17 protein-coding genes are annotated in these 17,253 nt (G+C 64.9%); 7 read left to right on the top strand and 10 right to left on the bottom strand.

Annotated features, from left to right (window positions below; all coding sequences use genetic code 11):
* Positions 1-58: 58 nt before the first annotated feature.
* The 4 genes from JQ591_RS03675 to JQ591_RS03660 all read left to right on the top strand — a co-directional run bounded on the left by JQ591_RS03675 (position 59) and on the right by JQ591_RS03660 (position 2,739).
* Positions 59-847: an SDR family NAD(P)-dependent oxidoreductase gene (locus JQ591_RS03675; protein WP_211394672.1), complete on the top strand. Its 789-nt coding sequence runs from the start codon at positions 59-61 to the stop codon at positions 845-847.
* Between the two features lie 62 nt (positions 848-909).
* Positions 910-1,347, top strand: coding sequence for a hypothetical protein (locus tag JQ591_RS03670; protein ID WP_211394671.1), 438 nt, complete (start codon positions 910-912; stop codon positions 1,345-1,347).
* 270 nt (positions 1,348-1,617) lie between these two features.
* The gene (locus JQ591_RS03665) at positions 1,618-1,959 is read left to right on the top strand and encodes a hypothetical protein (RefSeq protein WP_211394670.1); all 342 of its coding nucleotides are present in this window, start codon (positions 1,618-1,620) and stop codon (positions 1,957-1,959) included.
* A 426-nt stretch (positions 1,960-2,385) separates the two neighbouring features.
* Positions 2,386-2,739: a hypothetical protein gene (locus JQ591_RS03660; RefSeq protein ID WP_211394669.1), complete on the top strand. Its 354-nt coding sequence runs from the start codon at positions 2,386-2,388 to the stop codon at positions 2,737-2,739.
* A gap of 74 nt (positions 2,740-2,813) precedes the next feature.
* On the opposite strand, the gene JQ591_RS03655 is transcribed toward JQ591_RS03660, so the two are convergent.
* The 4 genes from JQ591_RS03655 to JQ591_RS03640 all read right to left on the bottom strand — a co-directional run bounded on the left by JQ591_RS03655 (position 2,814) and on the right by JQ591_RS03640 (position 5,587).
* Positions 2,814-3,227, bottom strand: a complete 414-nt coding sequence (locus JQ591_RS03655) for a VOC family protein (RefSeq protein ID WP_211394668.1) — start codon at positions 3,225-3,227, stop codon at positions 2,814-2,816.
* A 38-nt stretch (positions 3,228-3,265) separates the two neighbouring features.
* Positions 3,266-3,802: an SRPBCC family protein gene (locus tag JQ591_RS03650; RefSeq protein ID WP_211394667.1), complete on the bottom strand. Its 537-nt coding sequence runs from the start codon at positions 3,800-3,802 to the stop codon at positions 3,266-3,268.
* A 118-nt stretch (positions 3,803-3,920) separates the two neighbouring features.
* Entirely contained in the window at positions 3,921-5,222 is a 1,302-nt protein-coding gene (locus tag JQ591_RS03645; protein ID WP_211394666.1) for an RNA polymerase sigma factor, read from the bottom strand.
* Complete coding sequence (locus tag JQ591_RS03640) at positions 5,219-5,587, bottom strand: YciI family protein (protein ID WP_211394665.1); 369 nt, start codon at positions 5,585-5,587, stop codon at positions 5,219-5,221. The genes JQ591_RS03645 and JQ591_RS03640 overlap by 4 nt, the downstream gene beginning before the upstream one ends.
* Before the next feature lie 144 nt (positions 5,588-5,731).
* Between JQ591_RS03640 and JQ591_RS03635 the strand changes: the two genes are divergently transcribed.
* Together JQ591_RS03635 and JQ591_RS03630 are read left to right on the top strand one after the other, a co-directional pair.
* Complete coding sequence (locus JQ591_RS03635; protein ID WP_211394664.1) at positions 5,732-6,697, top strand: 2-hydroxyacid dehydrogenase; 966 nt, start codon at positions 5,732-5,734, stop codon at positions 6,695-6,697.
* A 118-nt stretch (positions 6,698-6,815) separates the two neighbouring features.
* Entirely contained in the window at positions 6,816-8,783 is a 1,968-nt protein-coding gene (locus JQ591_RS03630) for a methyl-accepting chemotaxis protein (protein WP_211394663.1), read from the top strand.
* A gap of 170 nt (positions 8,784-8,953) precedes the next feature.
* Here JQ591_RS03630 and JQ591_RS03625 read toward each other — a convergent pair whose 3' ends face one another.
* Positions 8,954-9,598, bottom strand: a complete 645-nt coding sequence (locus JQ591_RS03625) for a TetR/AcrR family transcriptional regulator (RefSeq protein WP_211394662.1) — start codon at positions 9,596-9,598, stop codon at positions 8,954-8,956.
* Between the two features lie 116 nt (positions 9,599-9,714).
* On the opposite strand from JQ591_RS03625, the gene JQ591_RS03620 reads away from it, so the two are divergent.
* Entirely contained in the window at positions 9,715-10,359 is a 645-nt protein-coding gene (locus JQ591_RS03620) for a glutathione binding-like protein (protein ID WP_211394661.1), read from the top strand.
* A gap of 52 nt (positions 10,360-10,411) precedes the next feature.
* On the opposite strand, the gene JQ591_RS03615 is transcribed toward JQ591_RS03620, so the two are convergent.
* The 5 genes from JQ591_RS03615 to JQ591_RS03595 are packed head-to-tail and all read right to left on the bottom strand — an operon-like array spanning position 10,412 to position 17,135.
* A complete protein-coding gene (locus tag JQ591_RS03615; protein ID WP_211394660.1) occupies positions 10,412-11,716 on the bottom strand; it encodes a TRAP transporter large permease in 1,305 nt (434 codons plus the stop codon).
* 31 nt (positions 11,717-11,747) lie between these two features.
* Positions 11,748-12,341, bottom strand: coding sequence for a TRAP transporter small permease subunit (locus tag JQ591_RS03610; RefSeq protein ID WP_211394659.1), 594 nt, complete (start codon positions 12,339-12,341; stop codon positions 11,748-11,750).
* Positions 12,342-12,351: 10 nt separating this feature from the next.
* Positions 12,352-13,350 (bottom strand): TRAP transporter substrate-binding protein, encoded by a 999-nt coding sequence (locus tag JQ591_RS03605; RefSeq protein WP_211394658.1) that lies wholly within the window; start codon positions 13,348-13,350, stop codon positions 12,352-12,354.
* Positions 13,351-13,389: 39 nt separating this feature from the next.
* A complete protein-coding gene (locus tag JQ591_RS03600; RefSeq protein WP_211394657.1) occupies positions 13,390-15,048 on the bottom strand; it encodes a hydantoinase B/oxoprolinase family protein in 1,659 nt (552 codons plus the stop codon).
* 2 nt (positions 15,049-15,050) lie between these two features.
* Positions 15,051-17,135, bottom strand: a complete 2,085-nt coding sequence (locus JQ591_RS03595; RefSeq protein WP_211394656.1) for a hydantoinase/oxoprolinase family protein — start codon at positions 17,133-17,135, stop codon at positions 15,051-15,053.
* Positions 17,136-17,253 lie beyond the last annotated feature (118 nt).

Here is a 17,253-nt window from a genome sequence, read left to right as displayed (position 1 = left end):
TCTCCTTGCGGCTTTCATGGTAGGGAGACCGCTTCAATTCCCGAACCACGGACAAGCTATGACCGCCTCCCCGCAGAAAATCGCCCTCGTCACCGGAGCCGCGCGCGGCATCGGCCTTGCGACCGCGAAGAAGTTTTTGGCTGAGGGCTGGCGGGTGGCGCTGCTCGACATCGAGGGCGAGCTGCTCGGCCGCGCCGTCGCCGAGATCGGCCGGGACGAGGCCACGCTGGCGCTCACCTGCGACGTCTCGGACGCAGCCGCGGTTGCCGCCGCGATGACGACGATCGAGCGGCGGTTTGGCCGGCTCGACGCGCTCGTCAACAATGCCGGCATTGCCGTGTTCGCGCCGCTGATGGAGACGTCGGAGACCGATTGGCGGCGCGTGCTCGAGGTCAACCTCACCGGCCCGTTCCTCTGCACCAAGGCGGCGGTGCCGCTGATGCGCGACGGCAATGGCGGCGCCATCGTCAACATCACCTCGATCTCGGCGGTGCGCGCCTCGACGCTGCGCTCGGCCTACGGCACCAGCAAGGCGGGCCTCGCGCACCTCACCAAGCAGCTCGCGGTCGAGCTCGCGTCGCTCAACATCCGCGTCAACGCGGTCGCGCCGGGGCCGGTCGACACCGCGATGGCGAAGCAGGTGCACACCAGGGAGATCCGCGCCGACTATCACGACGCCATCCCGCTCAACCGCTACGGCCTCGAAGAGGAACTCGCCGAAGCCATCTACTTCCTGTGCTCGGAACGATCGAGCTACATCACCGGCCAAATTTTGGCCGTCGATGGCGGCTTCGATGCGGCGGGCATCGGCCTGCCGACGCTGCGCGGCGAACGGCGGAACGGGTAGAACCTTGTAGGGTGGGTTACGCTTCGCTAACCACCCTACAGCACCGAATTCGCGGAGGCTTCATGCGACGCGTCACCTTCCTCAAAGCCTTGATGCTCGCATCCGCGCTGCTCGCCGCCGCGCCTGCCTTGGCCGAACTCCGCATCATCCAGTCGCCCGGCGGACGGGTCGGGCCGTTCCTCGATCTGTTCGAGAAGGTGCGCGAGAGCGGCGAGCGCGTGGTGATCGACGGTCCCTGCCTGTCCGCCTGCACGTTGTTGCTGAGCATCGTGCCGGGCGAGCGGATTTGCGTCACCAAGCGTGCCGTGCTCGGCTTTCATGCGGCGCGCTCGGTCGATCGACGTGGGCGCTTCACAGCCGAGCCGGAAGCATCCGAAGCGGTGCTCCAAGCCTATCCCGGCCCGGTGCACGACTGGATCAGCCGCCACGGCGGCCTCACCTCGCGGTTGCTGTTGCTGAAGGGGCGCGAGCTCGCCGCGATCTACCCGCGCTGCCGGTGATGATCAGGCGGACGCAAGCGGTGTGCCCGGGTTGAATCCGGCGCTGTCCGGCGATTAGGCAATCCTTCAAAATTCCGCCTATCCGGGCACGAAATCCGCTCAAGCGTTTCGCAATGGCTGCCCAATTTACGCCGTTTCCGGCTTTTCCCGACCGTCTATGATGATGCCGGCCAGACTGAGGCCGCGGCGGCGTCATATTCTCAGCAGTGGTCACAGATTAGGATGGTTACGCTTTTTCAGGGTTGCTCGTTTTCAAACGGGTCGCAGGCTGTGCAGCCCATCGATTTTCGCTACCGCCTGTCGGACCGGGGACGCATCGTCCTTGGCCCGCTGAGCTCCGAAGAGACCGTCGAATTCGAATTGCTGTCGCGGCGCGAGCGCGAGGGCCTCATGGACCTTGCGTCCGAGCTGCGGCTGCTGGAGCTTTATGTGAAGTACGTTGGCCCTGGCGCAGAAGCTGCGGGCGCACCGACGGAGCCCAAACGGCAGATAGGCGAGCCGCCGCGACGGCGGAGACCGTCCGCACGCACGGCAGGGCCGCGCAACTACATCGTCTCGATGATCGTGATCGCGAGCGTCAGCTTCACGCTCATCGCGTTGCTCGTGAGCTAGCAAACAAGCACGCCGGCAAAATTGCGCCGGGCACGCGCTTCGTGAGGCCTAATAAAACCTCTGGATCATCTGGGTCAATTCCATGCTCGCGCAGATGAGCATACCCCAAAGTGCAAAGTTGATCTGCAGCGCCGCCGCCATCGGTCGCTCCCCTTCCAAGTCCGCCCGCCCCAGTTTGTAGAATTTGTGAAGGAATAGTTATCGATTCTGTCACGGAGTTCACAGCCTAATATTGCGCCAGTTGTTGTGCGATGCGGTCCGCATCATTTCACGAAGCGGCCTCACTGCTCTCGCAATGTGGTGCGACAACAAAATCCATATTCGGCCATGTCGGCCACGCGTTTCCCTTAGGTTCCATTTGAGCGGTGCGACGCAAGCTTCCACATGTGGAGTTTGCGCGTTGCATACAACACCCAAGGGTCCGGCATGATGCGACACGGCTTTGTCTTGCTCACTTTTTGCGCAACGCTCATGGGATGCGCGGTCGCGCCTGCGCAGGAACGCCGTCCGATCGCATGGGACGGCCTCGGTCAGGATCCGAACCGCCCCTCCGTCATAAAGCGTCGTGTGGTGAACCAAGCTCCAGCAGTGAGTGATCCGAATCAGGAGCGGGAAAGAGTGCTCGGCACCTTGCGCCCGTACTCCGCGGCGTGGTGGGCAATCCATGACGAAATCGAAGCGGAGAATGACAGGCAGCTCGGCACGAAGCTCGTGATCTGCCTGCGCTGCGTTCCGTCGTCCGAACCACCGAGCGACGACGTGACCGGATCGATCCGCTGAGAGGGCACGCGGCCCCTCTCCCGCATCGTCGAGGAGAGGGGATCGCTGCTTGGCGCGTCAGGCGATCGCGCCTGTCACATTCCCTCGGCCGGGCAGTTCACCATCCAGGGAATGCCGAACTTGTCGACGCACATGCCAAAGCCCTTGGCCCAGAATGTCTTGGCGAAGGGCATGGTAACGGTACCGCCGTCGGCGAGCGCGTTGAACTTGCGCTCGCCCTCTGCGGGGTCCGCAACCGTGAACGAGATCGAAAAGCCCTGGGGCTTTTGAAAATGCTCGCCCGGTGCGTCGGAGGCCATCAACACGCTGCCGTCGGGCAGCGACATCCGCGCATGCATGATCGTCTTCTCCCGGCCGGGCGCGGCGGCCATCTCCGGCGGCGCATCCGATGAACGCATCATGGCGTCGATCTTGCCGCCGAGAACCTTGGCGTAATGATTGAACGCCGCTTCGCAGGTGTCCTGATAGAACAGATAGGGATTGAGCATCGTTTCACTCCTCTTCACTTCCGTGGGCAGCGGGGGCGCTACTTCTCTGTGAGCTTCTTCAGGCCGGCGAGGCCGGCCTCGAAATCCTTGCCGATCATGCTGTCCATGTTGATGAACACCTGCATGACCTTGGACAGGAACGGGGCCGGACCAGACATCGCCCACGTGACCAATGTGGCATCGCCTTGCGGCACAAAGGTGAACTCGGCGGTGTTGTGGCCTTCGAAAGGCCGCTCGAAATCGAGCTTGATGCGGAGTTTTGACGACGCACTCGCCTCGAGGATCTCCATATGACCGGCGCCGACATTGTTGTTGCCGTCCCAGGCATAGGTCGCACCCCTTCCTTCCGCAGTTCCGCCGAAGGTGCGCTTCATGGCGGGATCGCGGCCCTCGTAGGGTGACCAGGCTGTCCAGCGATGGAAATCGGCGACCAAAGGATAGACCGCATTGGCCGGCGCTTTCACGGCGAGGCTGCGTTCGACGCGGAATGTGTCGGGCTTCGTCAGGGCGATGACGAGCACGCCCACAATTCCGACCACGAACAGGATGGCGATGACGGCAATGGCTTTCAGCATGAATGGGCTCCCTGGATACGGCCCTAGGACGAAGGGAGGAGGTCAGGGCCGACAATTCGGAATGAATTTTTTGGCGCTGCCGTCATGGCCGGGCATGACGGTGTGGGGACATCCTGCGCTACTTCACCTTCGCGCCCTGCCTGGCGCCGCCATTGGCGCCCTTCGGCTGGCTGTCCCGGATCAGGCGATCGAGATGCATGCGGATGTGGGCAGCTTCTGCGGACGTGTTGGCAAGGGCGATCGCCCGGTCGAAGGCGACACGGGCTTCGTCATTGCGGCCAAGCTGCATCAGGAAGGCGCCGCGCACGCCGTAGAAATGGAAGTAATTGGCAAGCTTCGGCGCCAGCGGCTCGATCAGGTCGAGCGCGGCTTGCGGTCCGCGCACCTTGGACACCGCGACCGCGCGGTTGAGCGTCACCACCGGCGAGGGCTGCACCACCTCCAGCGCACCATAGAGCAGGTCGATCTGCGCCCAGTCGGTCTCCTCGGGCGCCGACGCGCAGGCATGCAGCGCGGCGATGGCGGCCTGGATCTGGTAGGGCCCACTGCGGCGATGGCGTATCGCCTTGTCGATCAGCGCGAGGCCTTCCGCGATCATGGTGCCGTTCCACAGCGACCGGTCCTGGTCGTCCAGCAGGATCAGCGAGCCATCCGCGGCAAAGCGCGAGGCACTGCGCGCATGCTGCAACAAGATGAGCGCCGTGAGCCCCATGATCTCCGGCTCGCTCTGGAACAGCCGCAACAGCAGCCGCGCCAGCCGGATCGCTTCCTCGCACAGCGGCTTTCTGATTTCGGCGGTGTCGCCGCTCGCCGAATAACCCTCGTTGAAGATCAAATAGATCATCGCGGCGACACCGGCGAGCCGCTCCGAGCGCTCGACCGCGCCCGGCGTTTCGAACGGCGTCCCGGCCTCGGCGACCTTCGCCTTGGCGCGGGTGATGCGCTGCTCCATCGCAGTCTCCGACACCAGGAAGGCACGCGCGATCTGCTTCACCGTCAGGCCGCAGACGATACGGAGTGCCAGCGCGATCTGCTGCGTCGCCGGCAGCCCTGGATGGCAGCAGATGAACATCAGCCGCAAGATGTCGTCGCGATAGTGCGAGCCGTCGAGCCGCTCGGCGAGCGCGCCCTCGGCGTCGTCAAGATCGGAGATCGCCTGGTCGTCCTCCGGCAGCGGCTGCTGCTTGCGGGTGCGGCGCACCTCGTCGATGGCAACGTTGCGGCCGACCATGATCAGCCAGGCCGCGGGATCGCGCGGCGGTCCGTTCTGCGGCCAGGTCTTCAGCGCACGCAGGCAAGCGTTCTGAAAGGCTTCCTCGGCGGTGTCGAGATCGCGGAAATAGCGCAGCAGCGCGCCGACCGCCTGAGGGCGCGCCGAGGTCAGCGCGGTCTCGATCCAGGCGGTATCGGCCTCGCTCACGTTAGATTCCCTCCGGGCCTGAACACGCCCACGGGGCGCACCTCATAGGCGCCGCCGGGATTGGCCGATCCGAGGTCGCGCGCAACGTCGAGCGCCTCGTCGAGGTTCTTGCAATCGACGATATAGAAGCCGAGCAACTGCTCCTTGGTCTCCGCATAGGGGCCGTCAAGCACCAACGGCGGGTCTTCCTTGCGCAGCGTCGCTGCCGCAGTGGTCGGCAGCAGCCGCGCCACGGGGCCGAGCCTGCCCTGCTTCGCGAGATCTTCCTGCACCACGGCGAGCTTCTTCATCACGGCCTCGTCCTGGTCCTTGCTCCAGGAGCCGACGAAGTCCTCGTCATGATAGCAAAGGATCGCATAAAGCATGGGCAGCACCTTCTCTGAACGCTTGTTTTGAAGACGATCCACTATGCCCCGCCCCGACATGGCTGCGGAAAAAAATTGCAAGAAAAGTCCGACAGATCGTGCCAAGGAGAGGCACCAAAAGCGGAACCTTATGAGGCACTTCGAATGACCGTGGGCATACTGGCCGTCCTGATCAACAGCACGCAGCAGAACTGGCTGCCGGAGCGCTGGAAGGCCCGGTTCGACGCGGTCTGCGGCGGCCGCCGCGTGGTGCTGCTGCCCGATGCCGGGCTCGATCCGGCCGAGGTGCACTATGCCGCAGTGTGGAAGCCGGTGCCGGGCGACCTCGGCTCTTTCCCCAATCTGCGGGCGATCTTCAATCTGGGTGCCGGTGTCGATGCGCTAATGGCGGACAAGAGCCTGCCCGGCGTGCCGCTGGTGCGCGTCGCCGTGCCCGATCTGACCGGCCGCATGACCGAATACGTCGTGCAGCACGTGCTGATGCACCACCGCCAGGAGCTCTATCTGCGCCAGTCGCAACGCGACAAGCGCTGGAAGCCGACATATCAATGGCCGGCGAGCGCCGTCACGGTCGGTGTCATGGGACTGGGCACGCTCGGCGCTGACGCGGCCGATGTGCTGCGGCGGCTTGGTTTCCGCGTCGCCGGCTGGAGCCGCAGCCCGCGCACCATCGCGGGCGTCGATTGCTTCCATGGCGCTGGGCAGATCGACGCGTTCCTGCGCACGACCGATATCCTCGTCAGCCTGTTGCCGCTGACGCCTGATACAAACGGCATCCTCAACCGCGACGTCTTCACCAAGCTCAACCGCAAAAGCCCGCTCGGCGCGCCCGTGCTGATCAACGCCGGCCGCGGCGGCCTTCAAAACGAAGCCGACATCCTGGCCTGCCTCGACGACGGCACACTGGGCGCCGCCTCGCTCGACGTCTTCGTGCAGGAACCGCAGCCGGCGGACAGCCGGTTCTGGACCCACCCCAAGGTGTTGCTGACGCCACACAACGCCGCCGACACCGACGCCGATGCGATCTCGGCCTATGTCGCCGAGCAGATCGCGCGGTTCGAGGCGGGTGGTGTGCTGGAGAACGTGGTGGACCGGGCGCGGGGGTACTGAGACCGCACGTAGCGCCCGAACCCGTAAGATCACGGATCGCTCGCCGGTATCCCGTTCACCCTCTCTTAGCGAGAAGTTGATAGTCGTTCTTAACCAACAGTCAAAGAACGAGTCGGACATGCGGGCGAGCCTCGGCCTCAGGATGCGGATCACGGTTGCGCTGGCGGTGACGGCCGCGGCGACCGCGCTCTTTGCGGTGCTCGGGGCGATGTGGATCATCGCGGGCATCATCGACCGCGCCGACCAGCGCGAACTGCGCAGCCATTACGATGCCCTGCAATCGCGCATCGCCGAGGAATCCCAACGGGCCGCCGCCATGAGCGCCGTCGTGGCCGCGATGCCGGCGACGCAGGACGCGATGGCCAAACAGGATCGCAACGCCCTTGTCAGCCTGTTCGGGCCGGTGTTTGCCGCCACCAAGTCGGAGTACGGCGTCGAACAGTTCCAGTTCCACCTGGCACCCGCGACCTCGTTCCTGCGCGTGCACCAACCCGCCAAATTCGGCGACGACCTCTCTGGCTTCCGCAAAACAGTGATCATCGCCAACCAGGACCGCAAGGTCGTGGTCGGCCTCGAGGGCGGCCTGGCCGGGCTCGGCATCCGCGGTGTCGTGCCGATCGCACAAGGTGGCAAGCATCTCGGTTCCGTGGAGTTTGGCCTGACCTTCGGCCAGTCCTTCCTCGACGATTTCAAGACCAACCGCCATGTCGACATCGCCTTCCATCTCGCCGATGGCGGCGGCTTCAAGCTGTTCGGCGGCACGCTGAAGGGCAAGAGCTTCTTCGACGCGGCCGATTACGGCCGCGCCGCCGGCGGCGACTTCACGGTACGGCAGGCCAAGCTCGACACCACGCCGGTGGCCGCGCTGCTCGGACCGATCAGAGATTTTTCCGGCAAGTCGCTCGGCGCGGTCGAGCTTGTGATGGACAATGCCGACTACGTGGCCTCCGCCGACCGTGCCTGGTTGCTGGCATTCGGCATCGCCGCGCTCGGGCTCGTGCTCGCCGCAATCGTCGGCTATCTCATCGCCCGCAGCATCTCGCGTCCGATCATCTCCATCACCACCGTGATGCGCGAGCTGGCTGACGGACACCTCGATGTCGCGGTTCCCGTCAGCAAGGCAAACGACGAAGTCGGCGCGATGATGAGGGCGGTCGCGGTGTTTCGCGACAATGCGATGAGCTTCAACAAGCTCCAGGCCGATCAGCTCGAGGCCAAGGCGCAGTCCGAAGCGGAGAAGCGACGCGCGTTCGCCGCGCTCGCCGACAATTTCGAAGCCAGCATCCGCGACGTCGTCACCACGGTCTCCTCGGCCGCGGTCGAGATGGAGAACACGGCGCGCTCGATGTCTGATATCGTCGAGCGGTCACGGCAGCAGACCGGCACGGTGTCGTCGGCCTCGGCGCTCGCCTCGGAGAATGTGCAGACGGTTGCCGCCGCCGCGGAAGAGCTGTCGTCGTCGATGACCGAGATCAGCCGGCGCCTTGCGCACGCGACTGCGGTGGTCGGCAAAGCTGCGAGCGACGGACGACGATCGAATGAGCGCGTGCAGAGTCTGGCCGACGCCGCGCAAAAAATCGGCGACGTCGTCTCCTTCATCAGCGGCATTGCCGAGCAAACCAATCTGCTGGCCCTCAACGCGACGATCGAGGCGGCGCGCGCGGGCGAAGCCGGCCGCGGCTTTGCGGTGGTCGCCTCCGAGGTGAAGGCGTTGGCAACCCAGACCGCCAAGGCGACCGAGGAGATCGGCGCGCAGGTGACGGCGGTACAGGGCGAGACCACCGGCGCAGTGGACGGCATCCAGTCGATCTGCGCAACGATCCAGGAGGTCGACGAGATCTCCGCCGCGATTGCCGCCGCCGTCGGCCAGCAGGGCACCGCGACGCAGGAGATCGCGCAGAACGTCCAGCAGGCAGCCGCCCGTACCGGCGAGGTCTCGCAAAACATCGCGGGCGTCACCGCAGGCATCGCCGCGACGGGAACAGCGGCGGAGGAAGTCTTGGGCTCGGCGATCGAGCTGTCAAAACAATCGCAGCGGCTGCGTGACGAAGTGGATCGTTTCCTCGCGCATATTCGCGCGGCGTAGCGGGCTACAAACTCAGTGTCGTCCTGGCGAAAGCCAGGACCCATTACCCCAGGGAGGAGCTGCGGCGCGACGGCGGCAACTCCGAATCTTCGCCAAACCAGATTCGGTGGCTATGGGTCCTGGCTTTCGCCAGGACGACGTTTGGGAGATAGCTCGCGCCACGCAACCGCCTAGCTCTTTCCGCCCACCATCACGTCGATCGCCCCCTTCACGATCGCCTCGAGCTCCTTTCGCGACACACGCGCGCGCGAACGAATGGCGATCGAGTGCACGGTCGCGGATGCGAGCTGCGCCAGCACGGCGGGATCGGCGCTCTCGGGCAACTCGCCCTTCTCCTTGGCGCGGCGGAAGCAACTCGCAAATGCCTTGTCGAGCTCGTTAAGGCCATCGAGCACCATGGCGCGGATGTCGGGATCGCCGACCGCTTCGGAGGCCGCCGTGACCACGGTGAAGCAGCCGCGCGGGCCAGTCTCGCCGGAGAGATAGATGTTCAGCGCAGAGGCGAAGATGCGCTCCAGCCGCCGGCGCACGGGCATCTCCTGGCGAAAGATCTCCACCATCGATGCGCGCGCTTCCTCGCGGTAGCGCTGGTAGCTCTTGATGTAGAGCTCGCGCTTGTCGCCGAAGGCACCATAGAGGCTCGGGCGATTCATGCCGGTGGCTTCGCTGAGATCGTCGAGCGAGGTCGCGGCGAAACCCTGCGTGCGGAACAGGTCGAGCGCCTTGCCAAGCGCGACGTCGGGTTCATAGGCGCGCGGACGGCCGCGGCGTTTGGGTTCACCGGCAGCAGCTGGCGGCTTCGATTTTTGTACCATGTCGCAATTTAATCCTTGACCGCCCCTATAATATGCAAGACAGTACAAAAATCAATCTGGCCAGGTTGAGCGACACTCCAAAAGTCACATCGAAGAATTGCCCAAGGAGGCTCAAGATGGATCTTTATTTCTCGCCGCTCGCCTGCTCGATGGCGACCCGCGTCGCGCTGTATGAAGCCGGCGCCGAGGCCAATTATCTCGAAGTCGATCCGCCGACCAAGAAAGTGCTGAGCGACGGCACCGATTTCCGTACCGTGAACCCGATCGGCCTGGTGCCGACGCTGCGTACCGACGAGGGCGTGGTGCTGACCGAGAACGCCGCGATCCTGCAATATATCGCCGACCGCTTCCCGCAATCGGGCCTCGGCGCCGCGGCGGGCATCGATCGCACGCGGCTGCATCAATGGCTCTGCTTCATCGGCACCGAGTTGCACAAGGGCCTGTTCATCCCGGTGCTCGATCGCAAGGCGCCGCAGGAGATGAAAGCCTATGCGCTGGAGAAGAACCTGTCGCGGCTGGACTATCTCGACAATTACCTGAAGGGGCGCGACTTCCTGCTCGACCATTTCAGCGTCGCCGACGCCTATCTCGTCACGGTCATCAACTGGACCATGGCGACGCCGCCGATCGAGCTCGCCAAATGGCCGAACGTGAAGGCCTATTACGAACGCCTGCGTCAACGGCCGTCGATCGCCAGGGCGATCGCGGAAGAGTTCGAGCTGTACAAGGCCGAGCAGGCGCGGAAGAAGGCCGCGGCGTAAGGACTGAACAATCGCGACGCCGTCCCGGTGGCACCACCGGGACGGCGTAAGTCTAGCCGTACAGCACCCTCGGGAGGATCGTGACGATGCCGGGCCAGAGCGTCAGCAGCAGCACGAAGCCCACCATGATGAGCAGATACGGCATCGTGACGCGCGCGATGTAGCCGAGGCCGTCCTCGGTCAAGCCCTGGATCACGAACAGGTTGAAGCCTACCGGCGGCGTGATCTGCGCCATCTCGACCGCGAGCACGAGGAAGATGCCGAACCAGATCTCGTCGAAGCCCGCGCCCTTCACGATAGGCAGTACGATCGGCAGCGTCATCACGATCATCGAGAAGCCGTCGAGGAAGCAGCCGAGGATCAGATAGAAGATAATCAGCACCACGATCAGCATGAAGGGCGACAGCCCGAGCCCCTTCACGAAGGCGGCGACTGCCTGTGGGATGCCGAGGAAGGCCGCGGCGTTGCCGAGGATCGAGGCGCCGAGCACGATCAGCGCGATCATCGAGCAGGTCACGACCGAGCCGATCAGCACGTCGCGCATCACCTGCTGCGACATCGAGCCTTGCGCCCAGGCGACCAGCGCCGCGCCGAGCACGCCGACCGCGGCGGCCTCCGACGGCGTCGCCAGCCCGCCATACATCGAGCCGAGCACGCAGGCGATCAGGAACAGCGCCGGTGCCAAGTCCTTCAACGCGGCGAAGCGCTCTCCCCACGGCACCTGCGACAGCTTGGCTTCGCTCTCCGGAACCATGCTGGGGTTGAGGGTCGTGTGCAGCATCACCCACCCCATGAAGGTGCCGGCCAGCAGCAGGCCGGGCAGCACGCCCGCCGTGAACAGTTTCAAGATCGAAACGTCGCCCAGCACGCCGTAGATGATCATGATGTTGGACGGCGGGATCAGAAAGCCGAGCGTGCCAGCGCCGGCGAGCGAGCCGATCGCGATGTCGCGGGAATAGCCGCGGCGCAGCAGTTCGTTCAGCGACATGCGGCCGATCACCTGCGTGGTCGCCGCCGACGAGCCGGATATCGCCGCGAAGATGGTGCAGCCGATCACGTTCACATGCAGAAGACGACCCGGCAGAAGCCCCGCCCAGGGCGCCAACCCCTGGAACAGCGAACGTGACAAGCGGGTGCGAAACAGCAGCTCGCCCATCAGGATGAACAGCGGCAACGCCAGCAGTTCCTGCGTCGTCAAAATGTTCCAGGCGTATTGCGGCAGCAGCTTGTCGAGCGGGATCGAGCGGAACATCGCCAGCAACAGCGTCGCGGTGAGCGCGAGCGTGAGACCGATCCACAGGCCGCCCGCCAATAGTGCAAACAGGATCACGAACAGGCTGACGACTTCGATGGTCATGCGATCTTGTGTCCGACAGTGAGCGGTGCGGTCATTCGACGGGAGAGGCCTTCATGCGGTGATCCTCCAGCGGCAGACCGAGCGCCGCCTGAATTGCACGCGCCAGGAACTGCAGCGTGAGCAGCAGCATTCCGAAGGTGACGACGGCCTGCGGAAACCACAGCGGGGTATCGCTCGAGGTCGACACCTGGCCGCGGATGAAGGCGCCCCAGGCGAACTTCGCCATCGAGGACGAAAGGAACGCCATGAAGACGAAACCTGCCAATGCGGCGAGCACCTCCATCGCGCGCTGCACCGGCGCCGGCACGTTCTTGAGCAGCAGCACGACACGGATATGGCCGCCGACGCGCAGCGTCATGGCAGCACCGAAGGTGAACGACGCCGCCATCAGATAGGAGGAATACTCCCACGCGATCGAGATCGTGGGCGGAAAGAACGGCAGGAAGTTCGAGAGGAAGCGCGTTGCGACCTCGCACAGCATCAGCAGCGTCAGCATCAAGAGGCAGCCGCCACCGATCCAGCCGTCCAGCCGGCCAAGACGGTCGATGCCGTCAAGCAGGATGCGCAGCGGCGCGGGCGCCGCTGCGTTGAGACTATGCGGAGCCGCGGGCGAAACGCTGACCATGGCCTGGTTCTCAGCGCTTCATTTCGGCGAGATAAGCCCGCACCGGCTTGTCGGCCGCGGGCACGCGCTTGAGGAACGCGTCGAGCTGCGGCGCGGTCTTGGCTCGGATGTCCGTGATCATCCCCTCCGAAACCGGCACCACCTCCATGCCGCCTTCCTTCAGGCGGTTGAGACTGTCGACGTCGGCCTTGAGCGAGTTCTCCCAGAAGGCCGGCTCCATCTTGGCGGCAATGCTGGAGACAAGCTGCTGCTGATCGGCGCTCAGTGCCTTCCAGGAATCGAGGTTGACGGTGAGCATCTGCGACGACCAGACGTGGTTAGTCGGGTAGACGTATTTCAGGAATTCCCAGAATTTTCCGTCGACGCCCGACACCGCCGAGGTGGATACGCCGGAGACCGCGCCCGAGGCCAACGCCGGGATGGTCTCGCCCCACGGAATCATCACCGGCGCCATGCCGACCACGGCCAGCATGTCGACGGCGTTCTTGTCGGGCACGCGGATCTTGATGTTCTTCAATCCGTCGACATCGGCGACCTTGACCTTGAGGTGCAGATATTGCGTCGGCCACGGCACGATGTAGAGAATTTTCTGGTTGTTGCGCGCGGCGACCTTCTCGTATTCGGGCCGCACATATTTGTGCAGCACCTTCAATTCGTCCATGGAGCCGCAGAGAAAGGGAATGCTTTCGACGCCCATGAAGGGCTCGTCGCCGACCTGCTGGATGTTGAGGACGTCGGCAAGCGGCACCAGGCCGTCGCGCACGGCGCGCAGATGCTCGGGGCCCTTGAAGCCGAGCTGGCCACCGGCCTTCACGGTGATCGCGACCGAGCCGCCGCTCTGCTTCTTCACCTCTTCCGCGAAGGCAAACGCGTTCTGGGTGTGGAAATTGCCGTCGGGCCATACCGTCGACATGTCCCAGCTCACCGTCGCCGCCCGCGCGCGGGTCGAGATGTGGCCGGCTGCGAGCAGCGTCGCTGCGCCCGTGGTAAAATTCCGTCGCGTGATCATTGAGCCCCTCCGTTCGCTACGCGCACGACGCCTGAGGCGTCATCGCGTATACCCATAAACTGCAACCGCGTTGTCGGCAGACACGAGGCCGCTTTCGATGTCGTCGTTGACGGCTGTCGGCGCGCGCTCCCGGGGATCGCCGATGCCGGCGCCGCCTGGTGTCAGCACCACCAGGCGGTCGTCCGGCGGCACCTGCTGAAAGCCTTTTCCACGCAGCTTCTTGCCGGACTTGAGGCCGACATAGCCGGCCTCGCCGTTCTTGCCGCCATCGCGGCCGCGTGGCGGATGATCGATGCGGTCGAATGCCGCCAGGATGTCGAACGGCGCATCGACGCCGCTGCCGACCTCGATGATCTGGCCGAGGCCGCCGCGGGTGCGCCCTGCCCCGCCGGAATCCGGACGCAGTTCCTTGCGCCAGAAGATCAGCGGCGTCTGCGTCTCGGCGATCTCGACCGGCGTGCCGCGCACGCCGCTGGGATAGGCGGTCGCCGACAGCCCGTCCTTCGCGAAACGCGCGCCGGTGCCGCCATTGGAGGTCACCGCCATCGAGAATCCGTAATTGCCGCCGGCGCCCGAGCGGGTCTGTCCGCGCACGTTGAGATTCCACAGGCACGAGGTGCCTTCCGCGGGCACGCGCTCGGGAATGATCTGGCGCAGGCAGCCGAACACGACGTCGGGCAGCATCTGGCCGATAATATGACGCGAGGCGACCGGCGCCGGCTTCGGCGCATTGAGGATCGCGCCCGGGGGAGCCGACACCGTCAGCGGCGAGAGCGAGCCGGCATTGTTCGGGATCTGCGAGGCGACGACGCAGCCGAGACCGAACACGGTGTAGGCGATGGTGTAGGACAGAGGCACGTTGATGCCGAACCTGGACGCGGCCGAGGTGCCTTCGAAATCGACGTGGATGCCTTCGTCCGAGATCGTCAGCGTGGCGGCCAGCGTGACCGGCGCGTCATAGCCGTCGACAACCATGGTGTTGCGCCAGCTGCCCTTCGGCAGCTTTGCGATCTCGGCCAGCACAGCCTCGCGCGAGCGGTCGCAAATGTAGTCGCCGAGTTCGTCGAGCGTGTCGATGCCGAACTCGGTCATCATCTCGACCAGGCGCTCGCAGCCGACGTCGTTGCAGCCGGCGAGCGAATAGGTGTCGCCCTCGGTGTCGATCGGCAGCCGCGTGTTGGTGCGGATCATCGCCATCAGCGTCTCGTTGACGACGCCCTGGTCGATCAGCTTCAGCATGGGGATGTAGAGCCCCTCCATGAACACGTCGGTGGCATCGGGCCCGAAGCCGATGCCGCCGATGTCCATGAGATGGCTGGTGCAGGAAAACAGCGCGACCGGCTTGCCGTCCTTGAAGCAGGGCGTGGTGACGACGAAATCGTTGAGATGGCCGGTGCCCATCCAGGGATCGTTGGTGATGTAGGCGTCGCCTTCTTTCATCGTCTCGATCGGGAAGTGGGCGATGAAGTGCTTGACCGATTCCGCCATCGAATTGACGTGGCCGGGCGTGCCGGTCACCGCCTGCGCCAGCATTCGCCCCTTGAGGTCGAACACGCCGGCCGAGAGATCGCCGCATTCGCGCACGATCGGGCTGAACGCAGTGCGGAGCAGCACCTGCGCCTGCTCCTCGACCACGGCGATCAGCCGGTGCCACATGATCTGAAGGTCGATCAGGCTCGCGCCGCTTGCCTTGCTCATGATCAGGCCGCCTTCCGTTCCATGACGATGCTGCCGGCACCGTCGATATGGGCGTCAAAACTGGTCGAGACGAAAGTTGACGTCTCGTCCTCCGCGATCACGGCGGGGCCGGCGATGGTCGCGCCCGGCGCCATGTCCTCGCGGCGATACAGCGGAATCTCGATCACCTCCCCTGCCCGGCCGTCGAAGAATTTTCGGCTACCCGACGCCTTGCCGGCGGGCATGCGTGCTACATCGGCGACGCGCGGCGGATTGCGCGCCTCGGTGGTCGCGAGCACCGACCAGCTCAAGACCTCGATCGCAGCGCCCGGGATCGACCGCTCGAACATCGCCGCATAATCCGCTTCGAACTTCTGGCGCAGGCCGGCCAGATCGGTCGTCGCCAACCGCCGGTTCGGCAACTCGATCGAGATCTCGTGGCCCTGGCCGACATAGCGCATGAAGGCCGCGCGGCGCTCGCGGACCGGCGCCCCGGCAGCACCCGTCTCAACCAGAGCACGCGCTTCGGTCACCATCTCCTGGAGCAGGTCGGAGACCCCTTCGGTGTCGAAATCGTCGAGCCGAACATGACGGCTGCGCACCAGCTCATAGGCGATCGGAGCCGCAAGGAAGCCAACGGCCGAACCCACGCCAGCATTGGAAGGTACGATCACGCGGGAGACGCCGATCTTCTCGGCGACGCGCGCCGCATGCAGTGGTGCCGCGCCGCCGAAGGCGATCAGCGTGTGCTGACCGACAATCTCGCCGCGTTCGACCGCATGCACGCGCGCCGCACTCGCCATGTTCTCGCAGACGACTTCGTGCACGGCATAGGCCGCGGTTTCCGCCGACAAGCCGAGCGGCTCGCCGACGCTGCGCAGCAGCGCCTGCTTCGAGAGTTCAGGGTCGAGCTTGATCGTTCCACCCGCAAAGGCGTCGGGATCGATCATGCCGAGCGCAACGTCGGCATCCGTCACGGCCGGGCGCAGGCCGCCGCGGCCGTAGCAGGCGGGGCCGGGCTCCGACGAGGCACTCTCGGGGCCGACCGTGACGCGCTTCATCGCGTCGACATGAGCGATCGAGCCGCCGCCGGCGCCGATCTCCACCATCTCGATCACGGGAATCCGCACCGGAAGACCCGAACCTTTCAGGAAGCGCGCGGCGCGATCGACCTCGAACACGCGCGAGGTCTCGGGCTGGTATTTTTCGATCAGGCAGATCTTTGCCGTGGTGCCGCCCATGTCGAAGGACAGCACCTTGGTCTCGCCGAGACGCGCCGCGATCTGCGCCGCGAAAATGGCGCCGCCGGCAGGACCGGATTCGACAAGGCGCACCGGAAAGCGCCGTGCCGTCTCGATCGAGGTGACACCGCCGCCGGAGGTGACGAGATAGATCGCGCCGCGGTACTGCTCGACCTGCAAGGCATCGGACATGCGGGCGAGATAACCGTCGATCAGCGGTTGCACATAGGCGTTGGCAACCGCAGTCGATGTGCGCTCATATTCGCGGATCTCCGGGCATACCGCGGACGATACGGTCACGGAAATGCCGGGCATCTCCTCGCTGATGATCGCGGCCACGCGGCGCTCGTGCTCGGGATTGGCGTAGGAGTGCAGGAAGGCGATCGCGACGCTCTCGACGTTCAGCGCGCGCAATCTTGGCGCGAGCGCACGCACCGCCGTTTCGTTCAACGGGAGGCGGACGGCACCGTGGGCGTCGATGCGCTCGGGGACCGTGAAGCGCAGGGACCGCGGCGCCAGCGGCTTCGGCTTGTCGATGGTGAGGTCATACTGGTCGTAGCGGCTCTCGGTGCCGATATCGAGCACGTCGCGAAAGCCCTCGGTCGCGATCAGCGCCGTCTTGGCGCCGCGACGCTCGATGATGGCGTTGGTCGCGAGCGTCGTGCCGTGAATGAAGACGTCGATGTCGCTGATATGGGCGCGCGCATCAGCGAGAATGAGCCGCATGCCATCGAGCACTGCCTGTTCGGGCCGCTGCGGCGTCGTCAGCAGCTTGCGCGTCTTGCGATCCTGCCCCACGTCCAGCACGATATCGGTGAACGTGCCACCGATATCGACGGCAAGCCGCACCTCGGCTCCCTCAAGCATTCCAAATTCTCCGTGCTGATCGTCAAGACTGAGGCTAAAAGCGGAGCAATTTCCATGCCATGGACGACGAGGACATACCGCTTCCGGCTATTCTGCTTGGCACCTATGCAATAGGCAA

The sequence above is a fragment of the Bradyrhizobium canariense genome, assembly GCF_018130465.1.
Taxonomy (GTDB): Bacteria; Pseudomonadota; Alphaproteobacteria; order Rhizobiales; family Xanthobacteraceae; genus Bradyrhizobium; species Bradyrhizobium canariense_C.
The sequence above is the reverse complement of the archived record's forward strand: the minus strand, read 5'-3'. Positions and strand labels throughout refer to the sequence as shown.

Coding starts and splice junctions, on each gene's coding strand:
- JQ591_RS03675 (WP_211394672.1), top strand. CDS start 59: ATGACCGCCTCCCCGCAGAAAATCGCCCTCGTCACCGGAGCCGCGCGC.
- JQ591_RS03670 (WP_211394671.1), top strand. CDS start 910: ATGCGACGCGTCACCTTCCTCAAAGCCTTGATGCTCGCATCCGCGCTG.
- JQ591_RS03660 (WP_211394669.1), top strand. CDS start 2,386: ATGATGCGACACGGCTTTGTCTTGCTCACTTTTTGCGCAACGCTCATG.
- JQ591_RS03655 (WP_211394668.1), bottom strand. CDS start 3,227: ATGCTCAATCCCTATCTGTTCTATCAGGACACCTGCGAAGCGGCGTTC.
- JQ591_RS03650 (WP_211394667.1), bottom strand. CDS start 3,802: ATGCTGAAAGCCATTGCCGTCATCGCCATCCTGTTCGTGGTCGGAATT.
- JQ591_RS03640 (WP_211394665.1), bottom strand. CDS start 5,587: ATGCTTTATGCGATCCTTTGCTATCATGACGAGGACTTCGTCGGCTCC.
- JQ591_RS03635 (WP_211394664.1), top strand. CDS start 5,732: ATGACCGTGGGCATACTGGCCGTCCTGATCAACAGCACGCAGCAGAAC.
- JQ591_RS03630 (WP_211394663.1), top strand. CDS start 6,816: ATGCGGGCGAGCCTCGGCCTCAGGATGCGGATCACGGTTGCGCTGGCG.
- JQ591_RS03625 (WP_211394662.1), bottom strand. CDS start 9,598: ATGGTACAAAAATCGAAGCCGCCAGCTGCTGCCGGTGAACCCAAACGC.
- JQ591_RS03620 (WP_211394661.1), top strand. CDS start 9,715: ATGGATCTTTATTTCTCGCCGCTCGCCTGCTCGATGGCGACCCGCGTC.
- JQ591_RS03615 (WP_211394660.1), bottom strand. CDS start 11,716: ATGACCATCGAAGTCGTCAGCCTGTTCGTGATCCTGTTTGCACTATTG.
- JQ591_RS03610 (WP_211394659.1), bottom strand. CDS start 12,341: ATGGTCAGCGTTTCGCCCGCGGCTCCGCATAGTCTCAACGCAGCGGCG.
- JQ591_RS03605 (WP_211394658.1), bottom strand. CDS start 13,350: ATGATCACGCGACGGAATTTTACCACGGGCGCAGCGACGCTGCTCGCA.
- JQ591_RS03600 (WP_211394657.1), bottom strand. CDS start 15,048: ATGAGCAAGGCAAGCGGCGCGAGCCTGATCGACCTTCAGATCATGTGG.
- JQ591_RS03595 (WP_211394656.1), bottom strand. CDS start 17,135: ATGCTTGAGGGAGCCGAGGTGCGGCTTGCCGTCGATATCGGTGGCACG.